At 58.5% G+C, this 18,821-nt stretch carries 15 protein-coding genes; 8 read left to right on the top strand and 7 right to left on the bottom strand.

Translation table 11 applies throughout. The features are described from left to right. Positions 1-22 precede the first annotated feature (22 nt). On the bottom strand, positions 23-2,341 hold the full coding sequence (locus HPC62_RS01895; RefSeq protein WP_172353507.1) for a GUN4 domain-containing protein: 2,319 nt from the start codon (positions 2,339-2,341) through the stop codon (positions 23-25). A 631-nt stretch (positions 2,342-2,972) separates the two neighbouring features. Here HPC62_RS01895 and HPC62_RS01890 point away from each other — a divergent pair. Beyond that, positions 2,973-3,827: a peptidoglycan recognition protein family protein gene (locus tag HPC62_RS01890; RefSeq protein WP_225910596.1), complete on the top strand. Its 855-nt coding sequence runs from the start codon at positions 2,973-2,975 to the stop codon at positions 3,825-3,827. Beyond that, positions 3,824-4,738, top strand: coding sequence for a DMT family transporter (locus tag HPC62_RS01885; protein WP_205370300.1), 915 nt, complete (start codon positions 3,824-3,826; stop codon positions 4,736-4,738). Before HPC62_RS01890 ends, HPC62_RS01885 begins: the two co-directional genes overlap by 4 nt. On the opposite strand, the gene HPC62_RS01880 is transcribed toward HPC62_RS01885, so the two are convergent. After that, the gene (locus HPC62_RS01880) at positions 4,628-5,617 is read right to left on the bottom strand and encodes a LysR family transcriptional regulator (RefSeq protein WP_172353506.1); all 990 of its coding nucleotides are present in this window, start codon (positions 5,615-5,617) and stop codon (positions 4,628-4,630) included. The genes HPC62_RS01885 and HPC62_RS01880 overlap by 111 nt on opposite strands. Positions 5,618-5,880: 263 nt before the next feature. Between HPC62_RS01880 and HPC62_RS01875 the strand changes: the two genes are divergently transcribed. Beyond that, entirely contained in the window at positions 5,881-6,189 is a 309-nt protein-coding gene (locus tag HPC62_RS01875) for a hypothetical protein (protein ID WP_172353505.1), read from the top strand. Between the two features lie 65 nt (positions 6,190-6,254). On the opposite strand, the gene HPC62_RS01870 is transcribed toward HPC62_RS01875, so the two are convergent. From HPC62_RS01870 to HPC62_RS01855, 4 genes are all read right to left on the bottom strand, one after another. Next, a complete protein-coding gene (locus HPC62_RS01870; RefSeq protein WP_172353504.1) occupies positions 6,255-7,391 on the bottom strand; it encodes an ABC transporter substrate-binding protein in 1,137 nt (378 codons plus the stop codon). 257 nt (positions 7,392-7,648) lie between these two features. After that, positions 7,649-8,158 (bottom strand): inorganic diphosphatase, encoded by a 510-nt coding sequence (locus tag HPC62_RS01865; RefSeq protein WP_172353503.1) that lies wholly within the window; start codon positions 8,156-8,158, stop codon positions 7,649-7,651. Positions 8,159-8,705: 547 nt separating this feature from the next. Next, complete coding sequence (clpS, locus tag HPC62_RS01860) at positions 8,706-9,026, bottom strand: ATP-dependent Clp protease adapter ClpS (RefSeq protein ID WP_172353502.1); 321 nt, start codon at positions 9,024-9,026, stop codon at positions 8,706-8,708. 56 nt (positions 9,027-9,082) lie between these two features. Further along, positions 9,083-10,909, bottom strand: coding sequence for a PAS domain-containing sensor histidine kinase (locus tag HPC62_RS01855; protein WP_172353501.1), 1,827 nt, complete (start codon positions 10,907-10,909; stop codon positions 9,083-9,085). A 707-nt stretch (positions 10,910-11,616) separates the two neighbouring features. Here HPC62_RS01855 and dnaN point away from each other — a divergent pair. Then, positions 11,617-12,768 (top strand): DNA polymerase III subunit beta, encoded by a 1,152-nt coding sequence (dnaN, locus tag HPC62_RS01850; protein ID WP_172353500.1) that lies wholly within the window; start codon positions 11,617-11,619, stop codon positions 12,766-12,768. A gap of 95 nt (positions 12,769-12,863) precedes the next feature. On the opposite strand, the gene HPC62_RS23815 is transcribed toward dnaN, so the two are convergent. Further along, on the bottom strand, positions 12,864-12,992 hold the full coding sequence (locus HPC62_RS23815; protein ID WP_255548846.1) for a hypothetical protein: 129 nt from the start codon (positions 12,990-12,992) through the stop codon (positions 12,864-12,866). Between the two features lie 101 nt (positions 12,993-13,093). On the opposite strand from HPC62_RS23815, the gene HPC62_RS01845 reads away from it, so the two are divergent. From HPC62_RS01845 to HPC62_RS01830, 4 genes are all read left to right on the top strand, one after another. Next, complete coding sequence (locus tag HPC62_RS01845) at positions 13,094-13,954, top strand: DUF72 domain-containing protein (RefSeq protein ID WP_172353499.1); 861 nt, start codon at positions 13,094-13,096, stop codon at positions 13,952-13,954. Positions 13,955-13,969: 15 nt separating this feature from the next. Then, complete coding sequence (locus tag HPC62_RS01840) at positions 13,970-14,866, top strand: UbiA family prenyltransferase (RefSeq protein ID WP_172353498.1); 897 nt, start codon at positions 13,970-13,972, stop codon at positions 14,864-14,866. A gap of 173 nt (positions 14,867-15,039) precedes the next feature. After that, on the top strand, positions 15,040-17,598 hold the full coding sequence (locus tag HPC62_RS01835; protein ID WP_172353497.1) for a PEP/pyruvate-binding domain-containing protein: 2,559 nt from the start codon (positions 15,040-15,042) through the stop codon (positions 17,596-17,598). Then, on the top strand, positions 17,592-18,785 hold the full coding sequence (locus tag HPC62_RS01830; RefSeq protein WP_172353496.1) for a DUF3419 family protein: 1,194 nt from the start codon (positions 17,592-17,594) through the stop codon (positions 18,783-18,785). The genes HPC62_RS01835 and HPC62_RS01830 overlap by 7 nt, the downstream gene beginning before the upstream one ends. Positions 18,786-18,821: the final 36 nt, after the last annotated feature.

The following is an 18,821-nucleotide window of genomic DNA, read 5'->3' as shown; positions in this document are numbered from 1 at the left end:
GGTTACAAAACTTTAGGATCGGCTAGAACTGGCTCGTGCTACAGTTCACAAGTCTCTGTGCGAGAGAAACAAACCCACCCCCTCCCCCCCCAAACACCCACACGCATGGTAATTTTCCAACAGGAGAATGAAGCGGGTCGAGGGTGAGCTTGCCGTAGTACACGTATTTTCCTTCCTGTCGCCAGCCGACGCGATCGCAAAAGGTTTCCCACGCCTCCCTATGATACTTCCCGTCTAGGATGCCGCCGCACGCCACGTAAATTTCTTTTTGCACGCTAAAGCCAAATCGCCCGTTGCTGTAATTTAGCCATAGGTCATTCAGCCACCGCAGGTCTTCGCAAGGATAGTTGAGTAGCCCTTTTACCGTCCACTGGCGATCCAGCGTTTGATACATCAGATTAAAAGTTTCCTGGTCTGCCGCTTTCCACTGCCCGGTTGCTAACAAGTTCTCCAGCCGCCCATAGCGCAACTGGTTCACCTCTGCTTTTACGGCATCTTCCACCCGGCGGTTCATTTTGCAACAGTCGTAGGCAAAGGCGATGGCGTCGGCTCCCTGTCCGCAGGCCGCGCGAATCAGCCCGCTAGGGTTTTGCAACAGCGACACGTACAGCAAAATCGTGTTTTGCCAAAACTCGGCGGTGAAATGTTCCAGCACTTGCGCCTCGCCCGCCTCTTGCTGTTCCTTCAGCTCCACCGCCGTCAGATATTCCTGAAAGCTGCGATGGGCAAATTCATAGTCCTCATCGCGCTTCACCAGCAGTTCGCTCACCTGCACAATCTGCGCTAGCCATTTCGCAGGCGCAACTGCTTCGTCTAGCCGCCGCAGTTGCTCGGCAATGTGGGTCAATAAATCTGGTTCGGCAAGGCTGGTTTTCTCTTGCTCGGTCATGGCCAGCGCCAGCGTTTGCAGAATTTTTTGACTGGGTTCTGCATCCAACAGCAGGTCGATACGTTTGGCTATCGGGCGGAATCCAAGCTGCAAACCGCAAATCTCTCGGTATAGCTCGGTGCGGCGGGTGGGCAGTTGGCTGTTGGGCAGTGAGCGGTGAAACATGGCAATCATGCTGAGCATGAGCGGATTTTCTGCCAGATCGGCCAGTTCTTCTCGCTGCTCAATCTGGGATAGTAGATCGGTGGCGCGGCGATCGGCTGTTTCCTCCACGGCGGCGGCGTTGCGGCTGGCGGCGGGCACGGCGTTGCGCTCCTGCACCAGATACCACTGCTTCACAAACTTTTCCCGGCGATCTTCATCAAACGGCTCCACCTTCAGCTCTAGCTGGGGTCGCTCTGCGGCGTAGTCCTGGCTGTAGGCATTGGGCCGCGACGTGAGGATGAAGGTGCAGCGGTCATAGGTCTGCATCTGCTCGGCGATCCAGCGGCTGACGGCGACGCGCTGCTCATCGGCCACTTCGTCAAACCCGTCAAACATGATCAGCGCTCGGTCGCTGTGCAGCAGCCGCGTGGCCCAGGCAGCGGGAATCGTCAGATTTTTGCCACCGGGCAGCTTGGGAATGTGGTGCTGGGTAATCAGGTCGGGCAGGCTGGGCGGGTCGGGCTGGGCGATTTCGTCGCGCCAGGTTCGCAGCATCAGCAGCACGGGGATGAATTCGGGCGTTTGGTGGCGGCGGCGGGTAGCGTGGGGACGAGTGCAATAGCAATAGGTGAGGTGGCGCAGCAGCGTGGTTTTGCCATAGCCGCCCCAGGCCAAGATCGCGAAACTCCGAAGGTTGGGCGAGGTTTGCAAGCGAGTCAGAATGTCCCAAATGTCGAAGGGTTTGCGGTTTTCGGCGGCTTCGAGCAGCGCTTCGGCATCGCGCCGCTGCAACCCTGGCAAGTTGGGCAGCATTTCCCCATCGCGGCTGCGAAAGAAGTCTCTGCTGAGCTGGAGCGGCACATACACATCATCCAGGTCAGGGTTAGTCAGCCCCAAGGGAATGGGCACTTCGTTGTCGGTGACACATAGCCGACAGGCGCTTGACTGCGCCTTCAGAAACTTGCCGTCAAACCCAGAAAGCTGCATCCGCAGGGCTTGATCAATCTGGTCTAGCCAGCTGGTAAAAGAATCGGCATCGCGCTTGCCTTTTTCGCCGGCCCAGTCGCCCACGCGGGCGGTGAAGTTTTCGGTATATTTTGCCCAAACGACCGTCACCAGCATGACGGGAAATGTGAGTACTGCTATTACCCAGTTTTGCTGCAAAATTGAGTGTGCTAGGATGCCCAGGCTGCCGCCCAGCGGACTCCACTGGATGATGAGGTTGACTGCTTTTTGGACGAATTGATGTTCGGTGCTGGGTTCTGACTTTAGTTCAGGATTGCGTTCTGGCTGGTAGGGCGACGACATGGAATGAATTGTGGAGGGAGCATAATGGCTCTAATATGGCATTCCAAAACTGAAATGACTGCAAACTCTCCAAATCTGGCTTCCCCTTTGCGAAGCGGGTCAGAAGGCATTAGATTGGGATAGCTCTGCATGAGGGATTTGGGACGTTGCCAAACAGAAGTACGGTTCTCGTGCTTGAGCGTCTTGCAGCCTCGCCCTAAATTCCTTTCCCCAAGGCTACTGTGTATACACGTCTCGATTGTTTGCGTCAGGTTCTGAAAGATCCCCCTAGATCCCCCTTGGGAAGGGGGACTTTCGAGCCAGGTCGCCCGGCTGTGAAAGATCCCCCTAAATCCCCCTTGGGAAGGGGGACTTTCGAGCCAGGTCGCCCTGATGCGAGGCACTCCGGGTTTGGTTCCCCCCTTGTTTAAGGGGGGTAAGGGGGGATCAAAGCATTGCCGCCTGAGCATACAAGACTTGTGTGTACACAGTAGCCCAAAGCAGGAGAGGGACTTTAAGTCGCTCTTGCTCCCCTTCTCCCGATTTGGGAAAAGGGATTGGGGGATGAGGGCAGATGAACGTTGTACGTCGCGTTAGAGAACGTTTAGAACACTTTCCGAACACTTTCCGAACGCTTTCAGAGAACTGAACTATGGCACAACGGCTATTGCAGGCAATGGTGGCCACGCTACTGGTGGTCTTGCTGATGAACGGGGCAGCGGCAATTCCCCGGTTTTCGCGGCCAGAGCCTGCGCCCCGTCCCCTAGCGCCGGAGGTTCCCGCCGCTGCCGACCCTGCTATTCCGCCCGATCGCGTGCCGCTGCCCGTGCCGCCCGACCCCATCCCCAACGACCAGCGGCAGGTTCTGGTTCCTGGCAAAGCGGATTTGTCCAGCGTGCGCGTGCCCTATCCCATCATGCGCGAGGTGGCTTCCAGCTATACGCCGCGCCAGGAAATTGCGCCGCCCCACCCGACCAACTTTGGCTATCGATTTTTGACGGATGCTGCGGGTCGCCCCGTCAACAATGACCCAATTATCGTGCTACATGAAACGGTTGGCTCGGCCAGCAGCGCCATCAACACCTTCCGCACGCCCCATCCCAACGATGCCGACCAGCGCAGCTATCACGCCCTGATCCGGCTAAACGGGACGGTGGTGTATATCGTGCCGCCGGAGTATCGCGCTTTTGGGGCGGGAAATTCGGTGTTTGACGGGCCAAACGGTCGAGAGACGGTGAATACCAATCCGCAGTTTCCGCCCTCGGTGAATAACTTCGCCTATCACATTTCTCTGGAAACCCCCGGCGACGGACGCGGTAACCAAGCGCGACACAGCGGCTATACGTCGGCTCAGTATCAATCCTTGGCCTGGCTGACTGCCCGCACGGGCATCCCGACCAACCGCATCACCACCCATCGAGCCGTCGATCGCTCTGGCAGCCGCAGCGACCCGCGCAGTTTTGACCGGGAGCGGTTTCTGGCGCTGCTGGGGCAGTTTGCCGGGTGACGGGGTTGACGGCGTTTCGGGGAGAACTGGCGGCGCTGGCGGCGGCCCTGATCTGGGCGATCGCCTCCATCGCGTTCACAAAACTCGGTCGGCGGCTCTCGCCCACGGCGCTGAATGTGTCTAAGGGGCTGATTTCCATTGGGCTGATTGGGCTGACGCTGGGGCTGCGGGGGGCGGGGCCGCCAGCGGCAAACGGGTCAGCTATTTGGCTGCTGGGGCTGAGCGGGGCGATCGGCATTGGGCTGGGCGACACGGCCTATTTTGCATCGCTGAACTGCCTTGGGGCGCGGCGGGGCCTCTTGCTAGAATCGCTGGCTCCCCCGCTGACGGCGCTGCTAGCGCTGCTGGTTTTGCAAGAGCGGCTGAGCGGGGCGGCGTGGCTGGGCATTGGGCTGACGGTGGGCGGCGTGGCGTGGGTGATTGTGGAGCGATCGCCCGACCCAGGAATTCCCCGCGATCGCCCCCTACGCGGCCTGGTCTTTGGACTGATTGCGGCACTCAGCCAGGCCAGCGGGGCTGTCCTCTCGCGGGCGGCGCTTTCGACCACCGACATCAGCCCGCTGTGGGGCACGCTGATTCGGCTGGTGGCGGGGCTGGGGGTGGTGCTGCTGTGGCTCTTGGTCAAACCGGCGCAGTTTCGCAGCGTGGGCAAGGAGATGAGTCAGTTGCGATCGCCCCGCTTTTTGAGCATCGTCGCCGGGACGGCCTTTGCCAGCACGTTTCTGGGCATTTGGCTCCAGCAAACCGCCCTAAAGTTCGCGCCAGCAGGTGTCGCCCAATCGCTGCTGGCCACCAGCCCGCTATTTGTGATTCCGATTGCCGTTGCGCTGGGCGATCGCGTGAGTCTCCGGGCGGTGCTGGGGGTGCTGGTGGCGATCGCCGGAATTTGGCTGCTGTTCTGGCGGGGCTGACCGCCTCAGCGCATCCAAAAAGGCGTAGACCGCAGGCGGATGTAGCGCGTCTTTGCGAACCGCCACCTGAAATTCGCGCATCAGCGGCACAGGCAGCGGATACACCTGAATTCCCGGCGGCAGCGGTTCGGCTGCCAGTTGCGCCATGATCGTCGCGCCCAGCCCCCGCATCACCATGCTGACGATGGTGGAATCTTCGCTGATCTTGTAGGCAGGCTGAATAGGAACCTTCTGCACCGCCAGGTGGGTACGAATCAGGTAATAGCAGTGGTCGGTATCGACGGGCATGATCATCGGAAAGCTCGTCAGTTCCTCCCAGGTCAGCGGTCGGTGCTGCAACTCGGCATCGGGCGGCAGCAGCGCCACGTATTCATCCTGGCACAGCGTCCAGGTGTCGAACTCTTCCACCGACGCGCCCCAGCAAAACAGGGCAATATCAACGCGCCCCTCGCGCAGGCTTTGCTCAATCTCGGCGGCTCCGCGAAATTCCTCAATGCTGACGGTGATGCCGGGATAGTCCTGGCGAAACTCGGCGATGATGTCGGGCAGCAGGTGCGTTGCCGCGCTGCGAAACGAGGCCACCCGCACCTGACCGCCCTGGAGTCCCTTCGCCAGGTTGGCTTCCTTATCCATCACCTCCAGCAGGTGCAGCATTTGGCGGGCATGGCCCAAGATGCGATCGCCCACGGGTGTTAGATGCGCCCCGCGCCGCCCCCGCGTGAACAAGATCACGCCCAATTCAGACTCCAAAGTGGCGATCGCATGGCTCACCGCCGACTGCGACACGCCCAGTTGCAGCCCCGCTTCGCCAAAGTTGCCCGATTCTGCCACGGCTACCAGCGCCCGCAGTTGCGAAAGCTTGATATTGTCCTGGTTCATGGCAATTGCCTGCGTGAGTGGGTAATGGAGTGAAGTGCAGATTGGGACGAGTTTGAATCGGCCAGGACGAGCAATTCCTAAGCCGCTGTCACCTATCTCCTGACCCTCTCAGATTATCCGCTCTGCCTCCATTCATCCATGAATTTCATTCATGAATTGGATTCATATAAACTTTTGATTCTCCAAGTCGCGCTGCCTAGAGTGGGAGCATTCGCTATCTAGAGAACCCTTCCCAACCCACTATCCCCCTTGGAGAATCCGCCATGCGTAGCCCATCCGAATCCTTGAATCAGCCCTGCCTGGATCTGATTAATATCGACAGCCTCAGCAGCCTCGATAGCCTGGAACGCCTCACCACAAAGACCCGGTTGCAGAAAATGCAGGCCCTGAGCAAGCGCATCGAAGCAGTCCTCAACCGCTTTGGCAGCGAACCCGAACCCCGCGTCTGGCAAACGGGCGATCGCGCTGGCAACATCGTCTGGCATGTCTACGATCCCACCAGCAACCGCTCCGCCACCTTTGCCTCGGAAGCCGAAGTGCGCGTCTGGCTGGAAGAGCGCTATCGGCTATAGAAAAATTCAGGAGAAAGGTTCAGGCTTTGGGCACGTCATATTGCACCCAAAGCCTGAACTGAACCCTAACCTGCTTTCAACTGAGTCCACAGCTTGTCATACTGCTCATTGTCTGCACCCAAATCCTTAATGCCCTCAAACGTGGCCATCATCGCATCGTCAGGGTACAAGTTCGTATTAGACCGAAGTTCCGCAGGCAGCAGGTCAAACGCCTTTTGGTTGGGCGTGGCAAACTTCAGTTCGCTGGATGCAAAAGCAGCCGTTTCGGGGTCGAGCATGAAGTTCATCCACTCGTAGGCCGCGTCCACATTCGGCGCAGTCGTAGGAATCACCATCGTATCAGTCCAAACTGAGGTGCCGCTCTTGGGAATCACGTATTTCAGTTCGGGATGTTCTGCGGGCAGCGCATTGCCCAAAATCGAGTAGGTCATGCACAGCACCAGATCGCCCGCGATCAGCCGATCTTCCCACCCAAAGGACTCGAACGCCCGCACCGCAGGCTTTAGCTCCCGCAGCTTTTGGTAGGCTTCCTGTAGCTCAGCGGGATTGGTGGAATTGTAGGAATGCCCCAGAGACTTCAGCACTGCGCCCATCGTTTCGCGGGGGTCATCGAGCAGCGTCATCTTGCGGGCTAGCTTATCCTTATTTTCCCAGAGATAGTCCCAATCTTCGGGGCCCGGATTGAGTACGTTACTGTTGTAGATCAATCCGGTCGTGCCCCAACTAACGGGGACGCTGTGCGCGTTTTTGGAATCGTAGAGCGGGTCTTGCCAGCGATCGCGCAAGTTTGCCAGCCCCGGCAACCGCGACTGATCAATCTTGGTCAGCATCTCCAACTCGATCATCTGCCGCACCATATAGTCCGACGGATACAGAATGCTGTACTGGTTGCCGCCGCCTGCCTGCATCTTGGCCAGCATGACTTCGTTGCCGTCATACACATCGGCAATCACCTCAATACCCGTTTTCTCCTGAAACCGCTGGTAGAGCGCGGGGCTAGAATAGTCTGCCCAGGTGTAGAGGTACAGCGAACCAGCGGCCGTGGTGGCGGGGCTGCTGTCGGAGTCTGGTGCGGCTCCGGGCGCTGCACCAGACTCCGACGGGCTGCGGCCGCAGTTGCTCAGAGCCACACCCGAAACGGCAGCAGCAGAAAATTGCAAAAAGCGGCGGCGTGTGGTGCGGGAAAAGCGGTTGGAGGTCATGAGTATAAGTATATTTAGGTGGGGGCAAGGGTTCAGTCTTGGGGAACAGATTATAACACTTGCAGATGATTGACGCAATCAGGCGTTGCAAACCGGGTTCAGCGTGGGTGCCCCCCCACAGGCAAAACCCGCCCAGAGTATGAACTCCAAACGGGTTGCTGCATGAGATTGGCGCACAAGGGCGATCGCCCCGGACTATCCCTCAATGAGTCGTCTAGTGGGTCATTTAGTGAATCGTCTAGTGAATCGTCTTCAGGCTACTTATAAGCTGCGACGCACTGTTCCACCAGCGGCAACACCTGATCAACATCCTTCCAGCCCAAAATTTCCGTCACCTTTTTCTCCAGGTTCTTGTAGGTGCGGAAGAACTCGGCGATTTCGTCTAGGCGGTGGGGAGCTAGGTCTGCCAGGGACTTGACCCCTGCGTAGCGGGGATCTTTGTCGGGCACACAGAGGATCTTCTCGTCGCGATCGCCCCCATCCACCATTTCCAGCATCCCAATCGGCCGCGCCGCAATTACGCAACCGGGAAAAGTGGGCTGATCCATAATCACCATGCCGTCGAGCGGGTCGCCATCATCCGCCAGCGTGTTGGGCACAAAGCCATAGTCATAGGGATAATGCACCGAGGCGTACAGCACCCGATCCAGCGCGAAGGCGTTCAGATCTTTGTCAAACTCGTACTTGTTTTTGCTGCCCGCCGGAATCTCGATCAGCACGTTGATCAGGCCGGGCTTTGGCTGAGGGGGAATACGCGATAAATCCACTGTTCTTTCTCCAGCGCAAGGGTTCAGTTGTTGCAGGGGTCAGAGGGTAGGGCGATCGCCCCACCTTGCTAACGAAATAGAAACCAGAACGGAGAGCCAGCCTAATACAGGTTAACAGGCTTGCTTTCGGTTCTCACGTTTACTCTTTCCCTGCATGAAAGCGGATTACAGGATGCATTGACCCAACACCCGCTCCCCGAATAGCATTTTAGGGGAAGACGGTGGCCACGCTGAGGAATTGCCCTGAGGAATTGCTCTAGGGAATTGCCCTAAGAGGATGTTTGAAAAGTCCTACTGTTTGTAGCAAAGCGTGCAACATCCCCCTAAACCCCCCTTAAAAAGGGGCACTTTAAGGCGGTTCCCCGCTTGAAAAGGGGGGCTAAGGGGGGATCTCTGAGTGCCTAACATTACAGTCGATACCTTTTCAAACACCCTCTATGGAGTTACAGGTTTATTGCAGAAGGAGCAACCAGCCGGGGCCGGGTATCCCGGCACTCACCCGTCGTCTTACGGGCATTCCACAGGCATTCCACAGGCATCCCACCACCTACACGGCTTCCAGGGGAGCCATCGTCAGCCCTTCGCGGCGAAGCTGCTGGTGATAGAGTTCGGCTTGCTCTTGCGGGCCCACCCAGACCGTAGCCTGCCCTTCATAGTGAACCTGATTGGTCAAATCCCAAGCGCGATCGCCCGACATGCCCGGAATGTACTTCATCAGGCATTCGGCCACATGCTGGAACGTATTGAAGTCGTCGTTTAGCACAATGACTTTGTAATTTGGGTAGGGTTTGCGGACTGTCTGACTTGTCTTATCGGGGGCGATCGTGGGCGCAGCAGCCATCGCCATCGGTGCGAAAGAGGCAGTCATCAGCATAAAACTCGCGATTAAGCTCTACGTTAAGCAAGACGTAATATTTCCCTTCCCTAGTTTACCGGGGGGGCCGAATTTTGGGTAGACTCTGGAGTTTGCCCCGAAACGAGGGGAATCTCAATTTCAAACGTGGTGCCCTCGCCGGGGGCAGAGAGGCAGCGCAGATCGCCGCCATGCTTTTCGACCACCACCTGATAGCTGATCGCCAGCCCCAGCCCCGTTCCTTTACCGACGGGCTTTGTGGTAAAAAACGGGTCAAATAGCCGCTGCTGAACGGCTGGCGGAATGCCGGGGCCATTGTCGGCGATCGCCACACACACCCGATCTGCGCCCACCCGCTGCGTCCGAATCAAAATTTTCGGCTCAAACCCCGGTCGCCGCTCCAGTTCTTCTTCCAGGGCATCCATCGCGTTGCTCAGCAGGTTCATAAAGACCTGATTGATCTGACCCGCGTAGCACTCAATTTCTGGCAGGTCGCCATAGTCTTTTTCAATGGCGATCGCCACACACTCTTCCCCCTTGGTTCCTGGCACAGGGCGCGGCTTCAGCCGATGCTGCAAAATCATCAGCGTACTATCAATCCCCTCATGCAAGTCCACCACCTTCATCTCGGCTTCGTCCATGCGGGAAAACGTCCGCAGAGACGCGACAATCTTTTGAATGCGATCCGCCCCCACCTTCATCGAGGCCAGCAGCTTCGGCAAATCCTGCATCAGAAAATCCAGATCCACCTTTTCTGCACGTTCCTGGATCGTGGAATGTGGTTCGGGATAGTGTTGCTGATAGAGATGGATAATGTCTAGCAGTTCCCGGATGTATTGGCTGGCGTAGGTGAGGTTGCCATAGATAAAGTTCACCGGGTTGTTGATTTCATGCGCCACCCCCGCCACGAGCTGCCCCAGACTCGACATTTTTTCGTTTTGAATCATCTGGCTCTGGGTGCGCTGTAGCTCGATCAGCGTTTCTTGCAAATCCTGCGTCTTTTGCCGCAGTTCGGTTTCCGACTGTTGCAGTTTCACCTGGGCCTGCTTGCGCTCGGTGATATCGCTAATGGTGCCCACCATGCGATAGACCTCGCCCGCCTCGTTTTCCACAAACGCGCCGCTGTCCTGCACGTAGATATAGCTGCCGTCTGCTTTGCGAAAGCGATATTCCTCCACCTGATAGGGCAGCCGCAGTTGCAGCGATCGCTCTAGCCGCGACATCACATCCGGCAAATCCTCAGGATGCACCCGCTCTTTCCAGCCTTCAAAGCCAAATTGGTGAAACGCTTCGGGGCTGTGCCCGGTCATGCTGGCGATCGCCCCCGCCCAGAGAATCTGCCCCGTCTGAAAATCGCAATCATAAATCAACTGGCCCGTGCGCTCAGCCACCAGTCGAAACCGCTCCTCGCTCTCCCGCTGCGCCGCCTCAGCCAAACGGCGATCGGTGATATCCATCGCCGTGCCCACCAGTCGATACACCCGCCCCTTGCAATCCTTCAGCGGATTCAGCGTCGTCAAAAACCAGCGTTCCTTCCCTTGAAAGACCCGCAGTTCCTCATAGGTGTATACATCTGCTCGTTCAACGCAGGTGCGAAACCGCTGGGCGATCGCGCCACCCTGCTCCGGGCCAAACACTTCTTCTAGCGTCTTGCCAACCACATCCGCCGAGCGCTTGCCCACATCCATCTCGCTGATGGGGTTCCACCCTGCCACGTACAGGTCGCCATTCTCCCGCACGTCGCACACAAACACCGAGAAGTTCACACCCTCGTAGATACTGCGGAGAAACTGCTCCTGCTCCCGCAGCACGGCATCGGAAGCCGCACCCAAATCAGACAGTCCGTCGGCATCTGGATGCAACCGAGACGTAGAAATAGGCTCAGGCAAGTCTGACACGGCTTAGGTTCCAGGATGCGGTCGTCATGTAAATCTGTTCAGTCGCGTCTCTGTTCAGTCGCGTCGAGGGAAATCAAGTCCTGATCGCGGGTCGAGCCCAGCGGACAACACCTACCCCTAATGCTTACACCCTTATGCCACTAGTATCCGGCTTGGAATACCTCCAATACTCTAAAATCAGGTTTCCCTGAAGCAGGTCAATTTTTTCAAAGTTTTCCAACCGTGCTTAAAAGGATTCTAAAGAAAGGAAAAAACTTACCACCCTCACCCTGTGGAAAACCTGTGGATTTCTGTGGAAAACCTGTTGAAACGATCGTGGAAAGCGGGTTTCGATCGTGGAAAAGTCTGGGAATCTCAAGGATGCTGTGGAAAAAGACTGGCGTTTTCCACAAGTTTTCCACAGGTGAGATCAGATTCTGATCACGAGTCGGCCTGTGATCCCCAATTTTTTCCACACTTTCCACAGCCTCTACTACTATCCTCTCTATCTTTAAAGAATTTTCCGAACCCGCTCAAAAAGAGAGCCTGTTTGCACACCTGTTTGCCCAGTTTAAACCTGACGGGCAACGGTGCTAGGATGACGTTCCAGCCCTTTTGGAGATCGGCTATCGATTGGCGCTTTAGCTGCTTTAGCTATAAGGTTCCCAAAGGGTTCCCCAGTTCACTGCTCCGCAAACCTGCCTGCTGAGTTCTTTTTTGTTCCCGCCATGAAACTTATCTGCCCACAGAGCGAACTCAATGCCCACTTGTCGTTGGTGAGCCGTGCTGTGCCCTCAAATCCGAGTCATCCGGTGCTAGCAAACGTGCTGATGCACGCGGACGAAGACAAGCAGGAAATCAGCCTGACAGGGTTTGACCTGAGCCTGGGGGTGCAGACGAGCTTTTCGGCGCAGGTGGAAGAGGGGGGCCTGCTGACGCTACCCGCCAAGCTGCTGAGCGATATCGTATCGCGCCTGCCCAATGAGGAAATCACCCTCAGTACAGAGGCAGACAGCAGCCTTGCCACACTGACTTCGGCGCTGGGCCGCTACCAGGTGCAGGGCCTCGACGCGACCGAATATCCAGAATTGCCGACGGTGGAGTCAGGGGAAGCGGTCTATTTGCCGGTGGAGCAATTGATCGATGGGCTGCGGGGGGCGCTGTTTGCGGCTAGCACAGATGAAACCAAGCAAGTGCTGACGGGGGTGCATATCGCAGTAGCCGCTGATGAGATGGAGTTTGCGGCGACGGATGGACACCGGCTATCGGTGGTGAATACCGTGAAGTCGGACGCAGCAGACGGGGCCGCAGATGGTGGGGCTGAAACGGCGTTTGATGTCACGGTTCCTGGCAAGGCACTGCGGGAACTGGAGCGGATGCTGCAACTGCACCCAGCAGGAGAGGCGATCGCCCTCCGATTTGACCAGGGACAACTGCTGTTTCAATGGGACAATCAGCGCCTCACCAGTCGCCTGCTGGAAGGGCAGTATCCCAACTATCGCCAGTTGATTCCTCGTCAGTTTTCGCGCCAGATGACCGTCGAGCGCAAGCTGCTGATTGGGGCGCTGGAGCGTATTTCTGTACTGGCCGACAAGAAAAACAACATCGTGAAATTTAGCCTGGATACTGCGGGGCAAGAAGTGGTGATTTCTGTCGATGCGCCAGACGTGGGTAGCGGTCGCGAGGCGCTTCCGGCCCAGATCTCTGGCGATAGTTTAGATATTGCCTTCAACGTCCGCTATCTGCTGGAAGGGCTGAAGGCGCTGAACACGAGTGAGGTGCAGATGCAGTGCAACACGGCGACGAGTCCGGCAATTCTAACGCCGCTGGGTGGACTGAAAATGACCTATCTGGTGATGCCCATTCAGATCCGGAGTTGAAAGACTTCCAGAGCCGTTTGTGGCACTGAGCCAATCGTGGAGGATGAACCTCACAAAGCCCTTGTGGACGAACATTTCGCAGTCCGGGGTCAAAATCAGTCAAAATCAAAATCAGTCAAAATCAATGGGGGCGATCGCCCAGAAGTGTTGGTGCTGCAAAATGAGGGCGATCGCCAAAAGGCTGCGCCAAGGATATAGCGATTGAAAGAAGGGCGATCGCTCATTCCGTCTGAATCAGATGTTAGCGTTAAAAAGCAGAGGGCCGTTTTATTCTTGAATACTGTTCTTGAATACTTAACCTACTCGCAACCCCTGCGGTTTCGCTATGTTTCGGATTGGCTGCGCGATTTGGGCATATAAAGCCTGGGTGGGCGGATTGTATCCCAGCGGGAGTCGGTCGGCGGATTTTCTGCGGCTTTATGGGCAGCGGTTTACAACCGTGGAAGGCAACACCACCTTTTATTCCACGCCCGACGAGCAGACCGTGCAGCGTTGGGTGATGGACACGCCTGCGGGGTTTCACTTTTGCCCTAAGCTGCCGCGCGATGTGTCGCATCAGGGCTTGCTGGCTCCGCAACTGCCAGCGGCGATCGCCTTTTTGGATCGCATGGCAGGACTGGGCGATCGCCTCGGCCCGATGTTTCTCCAGCTTCCGCCCAGCTATGGCCCTGCCCAGCAAGACGACCTGCGGGCATTTCTGGCGGGCTGGCCCCACGACCGCGCCGAGCTGGCCGTTGAAGTCCGGCATTTGGACTGGTTTCGAGAGGTCAATACCATCGAGCTAACGTATCTGCTGGCAGGCTACCACACGAGCCGCGTCTTACTCGACACGCGCCCGATTTACGACTGCCCCGACGACCCCCAGATCCGGTCGGAGCGCAAAAAGCCCCGTGTTCCGCTCCACAAAACCCTCACCACCGACACGGCGCTGATTCGCTACATTAGCCATCCCAGCCTCGACTTCAACGAACCTTACTTTCAGGACTGGGCACGGCAAATCACCGAATGGCTGCAAGCCGACAAGCGAGTTTACTTATTTATCCATTGCCCCGTGGAGGAACATTCTCCCCGCAATGCCAGACAGTTTCAATACTGGCTAGAGCAGGCGGGCGCACCGGTGCCCCCTTTGCCCTGGGATGCGATCGCCCAACCCCCCGAAGAACCGCAGCAGTTGAGTTTGTTTTGATGAGCCTGTTTTGCCATGAACCGCTGGTGGACTTACCAAAAAGAACGCTTTCCCCTACTGACCAACGGGCTGCTGATTGCGGCGTTTGCGGCGGGGGCGGTGGGCTATGGGGCGCTGGTGCGGGGCGCGGCGGCGTTTCCAGTGGGTGCATGGGCGATCGCCTTCCCTTGTCTGTTTCTGTTTTTCCTGCAATTGCGCGTTGCGGATGAGTTCAAAGATGCTGACACCGATCGCCAGTTTCGCCCCTATCGCCCCGTGCCGCGCGGTTTGGTGACGCTGACGGAGTTGGGTTGGGTGGCGATCGCCGCAGGTGTGCTGCAATTGGGACTGTCACTTGCAGTCGGGCGATCGCTGGTGGGAATGCTAGGACTGGTGTGGGCATATCTGGGGCTGATGACCCGCGAGTTTTTTGCCCCGCGCTGGCTCAAGGCGCGTCCTGTAGTGTATCTGCTATCCCACGCGGTGATTTTGCCGCTGATGGCGGGGTTTGCAATGGCGTGTGACTGGGCGATCGCCCAGGCTCTGCCCGACTGGCGAATGCTCTGGTTTTGCGGGGTCAGCTATTTCATTAGTCTGTCCATCGAAATCGGCCGCAAAATTCGCGCTCCCCAGGACGAGGAACCTGGTGTGGAAACCTACACGGCGCTGTGGGGGGTGCAGCGAGCCGCGATCGCATGGTTGACGGTGATCTGGCTGATGGCGATCGCCACGCTCATGGCCGCCCGCGCCGTCGGCATCCTGCCCCTGGGGGTTCTGGCCGTGCTGCCCCTGCTCACCCTGGCGATGGTCGCTTCCTGGCGCTTCCTTGCCCGCCCTGTTCCCGCCTGGGCCGATGCCTTTCAGGGCGTGACGGGCTTTTGGGTGCTGGGCGTGTGCCTGATTCTGGGCCTGGTGCCGTTCTGGGTCAGGTAGGGAGTGTTGGAGGGGGAAAGAGAGAAGAATGAAGAACGAAGAGAGAAGAATGAAGAACGAAGAACGAAGAACGAAGAGAGAAAAGCGAAGAATGAAGAATGAAGAGCGAAGATCCATTTTTCCTTTTTCGTTTTTCTTTATTCCATTTTTCCCTCTCCCTCTCCCTCTCCCTTATGTCTTTTATCCTCTTTTCTGCTGACCCCGACCTCCCGCCTGATCAACTCGGCGGCAAGGCGCGATCGCTCTACGATTTGCAGCATTCCGCAACGGGCGAGTTTCCGATTCCCGACTGGTTTGTGGTGTCGCCGGAAGCGTTCACCGCAGGGCAGGGAGTCGCGCTGACCGAGGCGGTGAGGGCAGAACTGGGGGCGGCGATCGCCCGCTTGTGTCCCCAGGGGGAACTCGTCGCCGTGCGCTCATCGGCGGTGGAGGAGGATGGCGCAACGCTGTCGTTTGCGGGGCAGCTAGAGAGCTATTTGTTTGTGCCGCCGGAGCAAGTGGGCGATCGCATTGTGCAGGTGTGGCAATCGGCGACGAGCGATCGCCTGCTCGCCTATCGCCGCGAGCATGGGCTAACGGAACCGCCCCCACCGCCGGCCGTGCTGGTGCAGCGCATGGTGAGTGCAGAGCTGGCTGGCGTGGCGTTCAGCGCCAACCCGATTACCCATCAGCGGGGCGTGGCGGTGGTGTCGGCGGTGCGGGGCGTGGGCGAAACCCTCGTCTCTGGCGAGTCGGATGCAGACACCTGGACGGTGAATCGGGGCGGCGAAATTCTCTCCGCGCAACCGCAAGACCCCGCAAACCCAGTGCTGACTCTGGCGCAGGTGCGCGACATTGCCCAGCTTGCCCGCTGCGCCGAGCGCCACTTTGCCTGCCCGCAGGATATCGAATGGGCGATCGCCCAGGGCCGGCTTTACCTCCTGCAATCGCGCCCCATCACTACCCTGCGCGGCCAGCCCGACCCCGACAGCCGCTTGGTCATCTGGGACAACAGCAACATTGCTGAGAGCTACGGTGGCATCACCACGCCGCTCACCTTTTCCTTTGCCCGCCGCGCCTACGAAGCGGTGTATCGAGAATTTTGCCGGATGATGGGCGTTGCGGAAGGGGCGATCGCCCAGCAGGACTCCACCTTCCGCTGTCTGCTGGGGCTGGTGCAGGGGCGGATTTACTACAACTTGCTGAACTGGTATCGCGTGCTGGCGCTGCTGCCCGGATTCCAGGTAAATCGCCGCTTTATGGAACAGATGATGGGCGTGAAGGAGGAGCTTCCTGCCGATGTCCTCGCCACGCTCCAGCAGGCCACTGCCCAGGATAAGATTCGCGATAGCCTGCGTCTGGTCAAAACGCTGCTGGGTCTGGTGAAAAATTATCTAACCTTACCGGATCAGATTCGCCGATTTTATGCTCGTCTGGATGCGGCCCTCAGCCTGCCCGCTGCCTCGCTAGACACTCGCAGTGCCGAAGAACTCGTCGCCCATTACTACGATCTAGAGCGCCAGCTTTTGACCCGCTGGGATGCGCCCCTTGTGAACGACTTCTTCGCCATGATCTTTTACGGCGTGCTGCGAAAGCTCACCGCCGCTTGGTGTGGCGACGCTGCCGGAACCCTGCAAAACGACCTGATCAGCGGCGAAGGCGGCATGATCAGCGCCGAACCCGCCCGCCGCATTCAGCAGATGGCCCACACCGCTGCCCAGTCGCCTGCCCTTGTCGAGTTGCTGCAACGGGGTTCCCTCTGGGACATTCGCGCCAAGCTCTCTGCCTTTCCTGCATTTCAGGCGCAATATGAGGATTACTTGGCCAAATTTGGCGATCGCTGCCTAGAAGAACTAAAGCTTGAAAGCCCCACATTGCAGGACGATCCGCTGATGCTCCTGCGCTCTGTGGGCAGTTTGGCAGCCGTCAGGGGGCAAGCATCCGGCGGCATGGAGGGCGGCATGGAGCCAATCGCCCCAGTCCCCCAGCCCTCCCTGCGCCATCGCGCCGAAGCTCAGGTGCAGCAGTCCCTCCGGGCTGCTCCCCTGAGGCGGTTCCTGTTCAACTGGGTGCTTCAGAACGCGAGGGCACGGGTGCGCGATCGCGAAAATTTGCGCTTCGAGCGGACTCGCGTGTTTGGGCGGGTGCGGCGCATCGCCGTGGAACTGGGTCGCCGCTTTTATGCCGAGGGCTGGCTGGATGATCCCCGCGATGTCTTTTATCTAGAGCTAGAGGAACTCTTGGGCAAGCTCGACGGCACGGCCACCTGCCACGACCTGAAGGGACTGGTGCATGTCCGTCGCGCCGAATTCGACCGCTATCGAGAATTGCCCCCACCGGGCGATCGCCTCCAGTTGCCAACTCCCCAACCCGCCAGTTCCCAAATGCCGCAAAACGCCAGCACCCTGCAAGGGTTGGGCTGCTGCCCTGGCCGCGTCCGCGCTCCGGTGCAGGTCATTACCGACCCCAAAACCGCCGTACTAAAACCGGGCAGCATCCTGGTGGCCGAACGCACCGATCCGGGCTGGATCATGCTGTTTCCGGCGGCGGCGGGCGTATTGGTGGAAAGGGGCAGTCTGCTGTCCCATGCGGCAATTGTGGCGCGGGAGATGGGCATTCCAGCAATTGTGTCGATTCCCGGCGTGACCACGGCGCTGCAAACGGGCGACTGGGTGGAAATGGACGGCAGCACGGGAACCATCTTGCGGGCTTCCACCGTCGAAGCGTCTCAGGAGGGCGCAGGTGTATGTTGAGTAGAGTAGACGACGAAACCGAGGAACCAACGGGCGACTTGAGTGGCCATGCGCCCCGAAAATCCATACCGCAGGCTCCCCTGCCCCAGGCTGCCTCAGAGGTGCAGCGCCGGGCCGACTTTTCCTATATCCGCTACGCCCAGTGTTGGGAAGATGCCGAAATTTTGCTGGAGGCGCTGGATATCCGCCCCGGCGACACTTGTCTGGCGATCGCCTCTGCGGGAGACAATGCCCTGGCCATGCTTACCCAAGACCCGGCGCGAGTCATCGCTCTCGACCTCAGCCCGGCGCAGTTGGCGTGTTTGGAACTGCGGGTCGCGGCCTACCGTGAGCTAGAGCATGAGGAACTGCTGGTGCTGATTGGCTCGCGTCCGGGCCGCAACCGACCGGAACTTTACCAGCGCTGCCGCAGCCAGCTTTCGCCAGATGTGTGCTACTTCTGGGATACCCATCCAGCCGAGATCGAGCGGGGTATCGGGCACGCAGGCAAATTCGAGCGCTATTTTGACCTGTTTCGCCGCCGCGTGCTGCCGCTGGTTCACTCGCGCCGCCAAGTGATGCGGCTGTTAGAGGGCGGCCCGCCGGAGCAGTGTGAGCGGTTTTATCGGCGCGAGTGGGACACTTGGCGCTGGCGGCTGATGTTTCGGATTTTCTTTTCGCGGCTGGTGATGGGGCGGATGGGGCGCGACCCCAGCTTCTTCAAGTATGTAGACGGCGACGTGGCTAGCCGCATCCTCAGCCGCACCCGCTACGCCCTCACCCAGCTCGACCCCGCTGAAAATCCCTATTTGCAATGGATTCTTACGGGTCAACATCTGACGGCGCTACCCCTCGCGCTTCAGCCCGAACACTTTGACACGATTCGGGCCAACCTGCATCGACTGGAGTGGCACTGCTGCTCGGTAGAAGATTATCTGAAGCGCCTGCCCCACGGGGCGATCGCCCGCTTTAACCTAAGCGACATTTTCGAGTATCTGTCGCTGCCCAACTATTACCACCTGCTGCATCGGCTGGCGCAAGTGGGCAAACCGGGCGGCCGCTTGGTGTATTGGAATATGCTGGCTCCCCGCAGCCGACCAGAGGGGATGGCAGATCAACTGCGCCCCCTGCCCGAACTGGCCGAAGCCCTGCACCGCCAAGACAAAGCCTTTTTCTACAGTGCTTTCGTGGTCGAGGAAATCTGCTAGTTCTAGAGGCTTGCAAGGGTGCTGGAGCCTGCTTGT

Source organism: Thermoleptolyngbya sichuanensis A183, assembly GCF_013177315.1.
GTDB lineage: Bacteria > Cyanobacteriota > Cyanobacteriia > Elainellales > Elainellaceae > Thermoleptolyngbya > Thermoleptolyngbya sichuanensis.
This window is presented reverse-complemented; position numbering and strand designations above follow the sequence as displayed.

Excerpts from the sequence above, each read along its gene's own strand:
- dnaN (WP_172353500.1), top strand. The coding sequence starts at position 11,617 with ATGAAACTTATCTGCCCACAGAGCGAACTCAATGCCCACTTGTCGTTG.
- HPC62_RS23815 (WP_255548846.1), bottom strand. The coding sequence starts at position 12,992 with ATGAGCGATCGCCCTTCTTTCAATCGCTATATCCTTGGCGCAGCCTTT.
- HPC62_RS01830 (WP_172353496.1), top strand. The coding sequence starts at position 17,592 with ATGTTGAGTAGAGTAGACGACGAAACCGAGGAACCAACGGGCGACTTG.
- HPC62_RS01835 (WP_172353497.1), top strand. The coding sequence starts at position 15,040 with ATGTCTTTTATCCTCTTTTCTGCTGACCCCGACCTCCCGCCTGATCAA.
- HPC62_RS01895 (WP_172353507.1), bottom strand. The coding sequence starts at position 2,341 with ATGTCGTCGCCCTACCAGCCAGAACGCAATCCTGAACTAAAGTCAGAA.
- HPC62_RS01875 (WP_172353505.1), top strand. The coding sequence starts at position 5,881 with ATGCGTAGCCCATCCGAATCCTTGAATCAGCCCTGCCTGGATCTGATT.
- HPC62_RS01845 (WP_172353499.1), top strand. The coding sequence starts at position 13,094 with ATGTTTCGGATTGGCTGCGCGATTTGGGCATATAAAGCCTGGGTGGGC.
- HPC62_RS01880 (WP_172353506.1), bottom strand. The coding sequence starts at position 5,617 with ATGAACCAGGACAATATCAAGCTTTCGCAACTGCGGGCGCTGGTAGCC.
- HPC62_RS01890 (WP_225910596.1), top strand. The coding sequence starts at position 2,973 with ATGGCACAACGGCTATTGCAGGCAATGGTGGCCACGCTACTGGTGGTC.
- HPC62_RS01870 (WP_172353504.1), bottom strand. The coding sequence starts at position 7,391 with ATGACCTCCAACCGCTTTTCCCGCACCACACGCCGCCGCTTTTTGCAA.
- HPC62_RS01840 (WP_172353498.1), top strand. The coding sequence starts at position 13,970 with ATGAACCGCTGGTGGACTTACCAAAAAGAACGCTTTCCCCTACTGACC.
- clpS (WP_172353502.1), bottom strand. The coding sequence starts at position 9,026 with ATGACTGCCTCTTTCGCACCGATGGCGATGGCTGCTGCGCCCACGATC.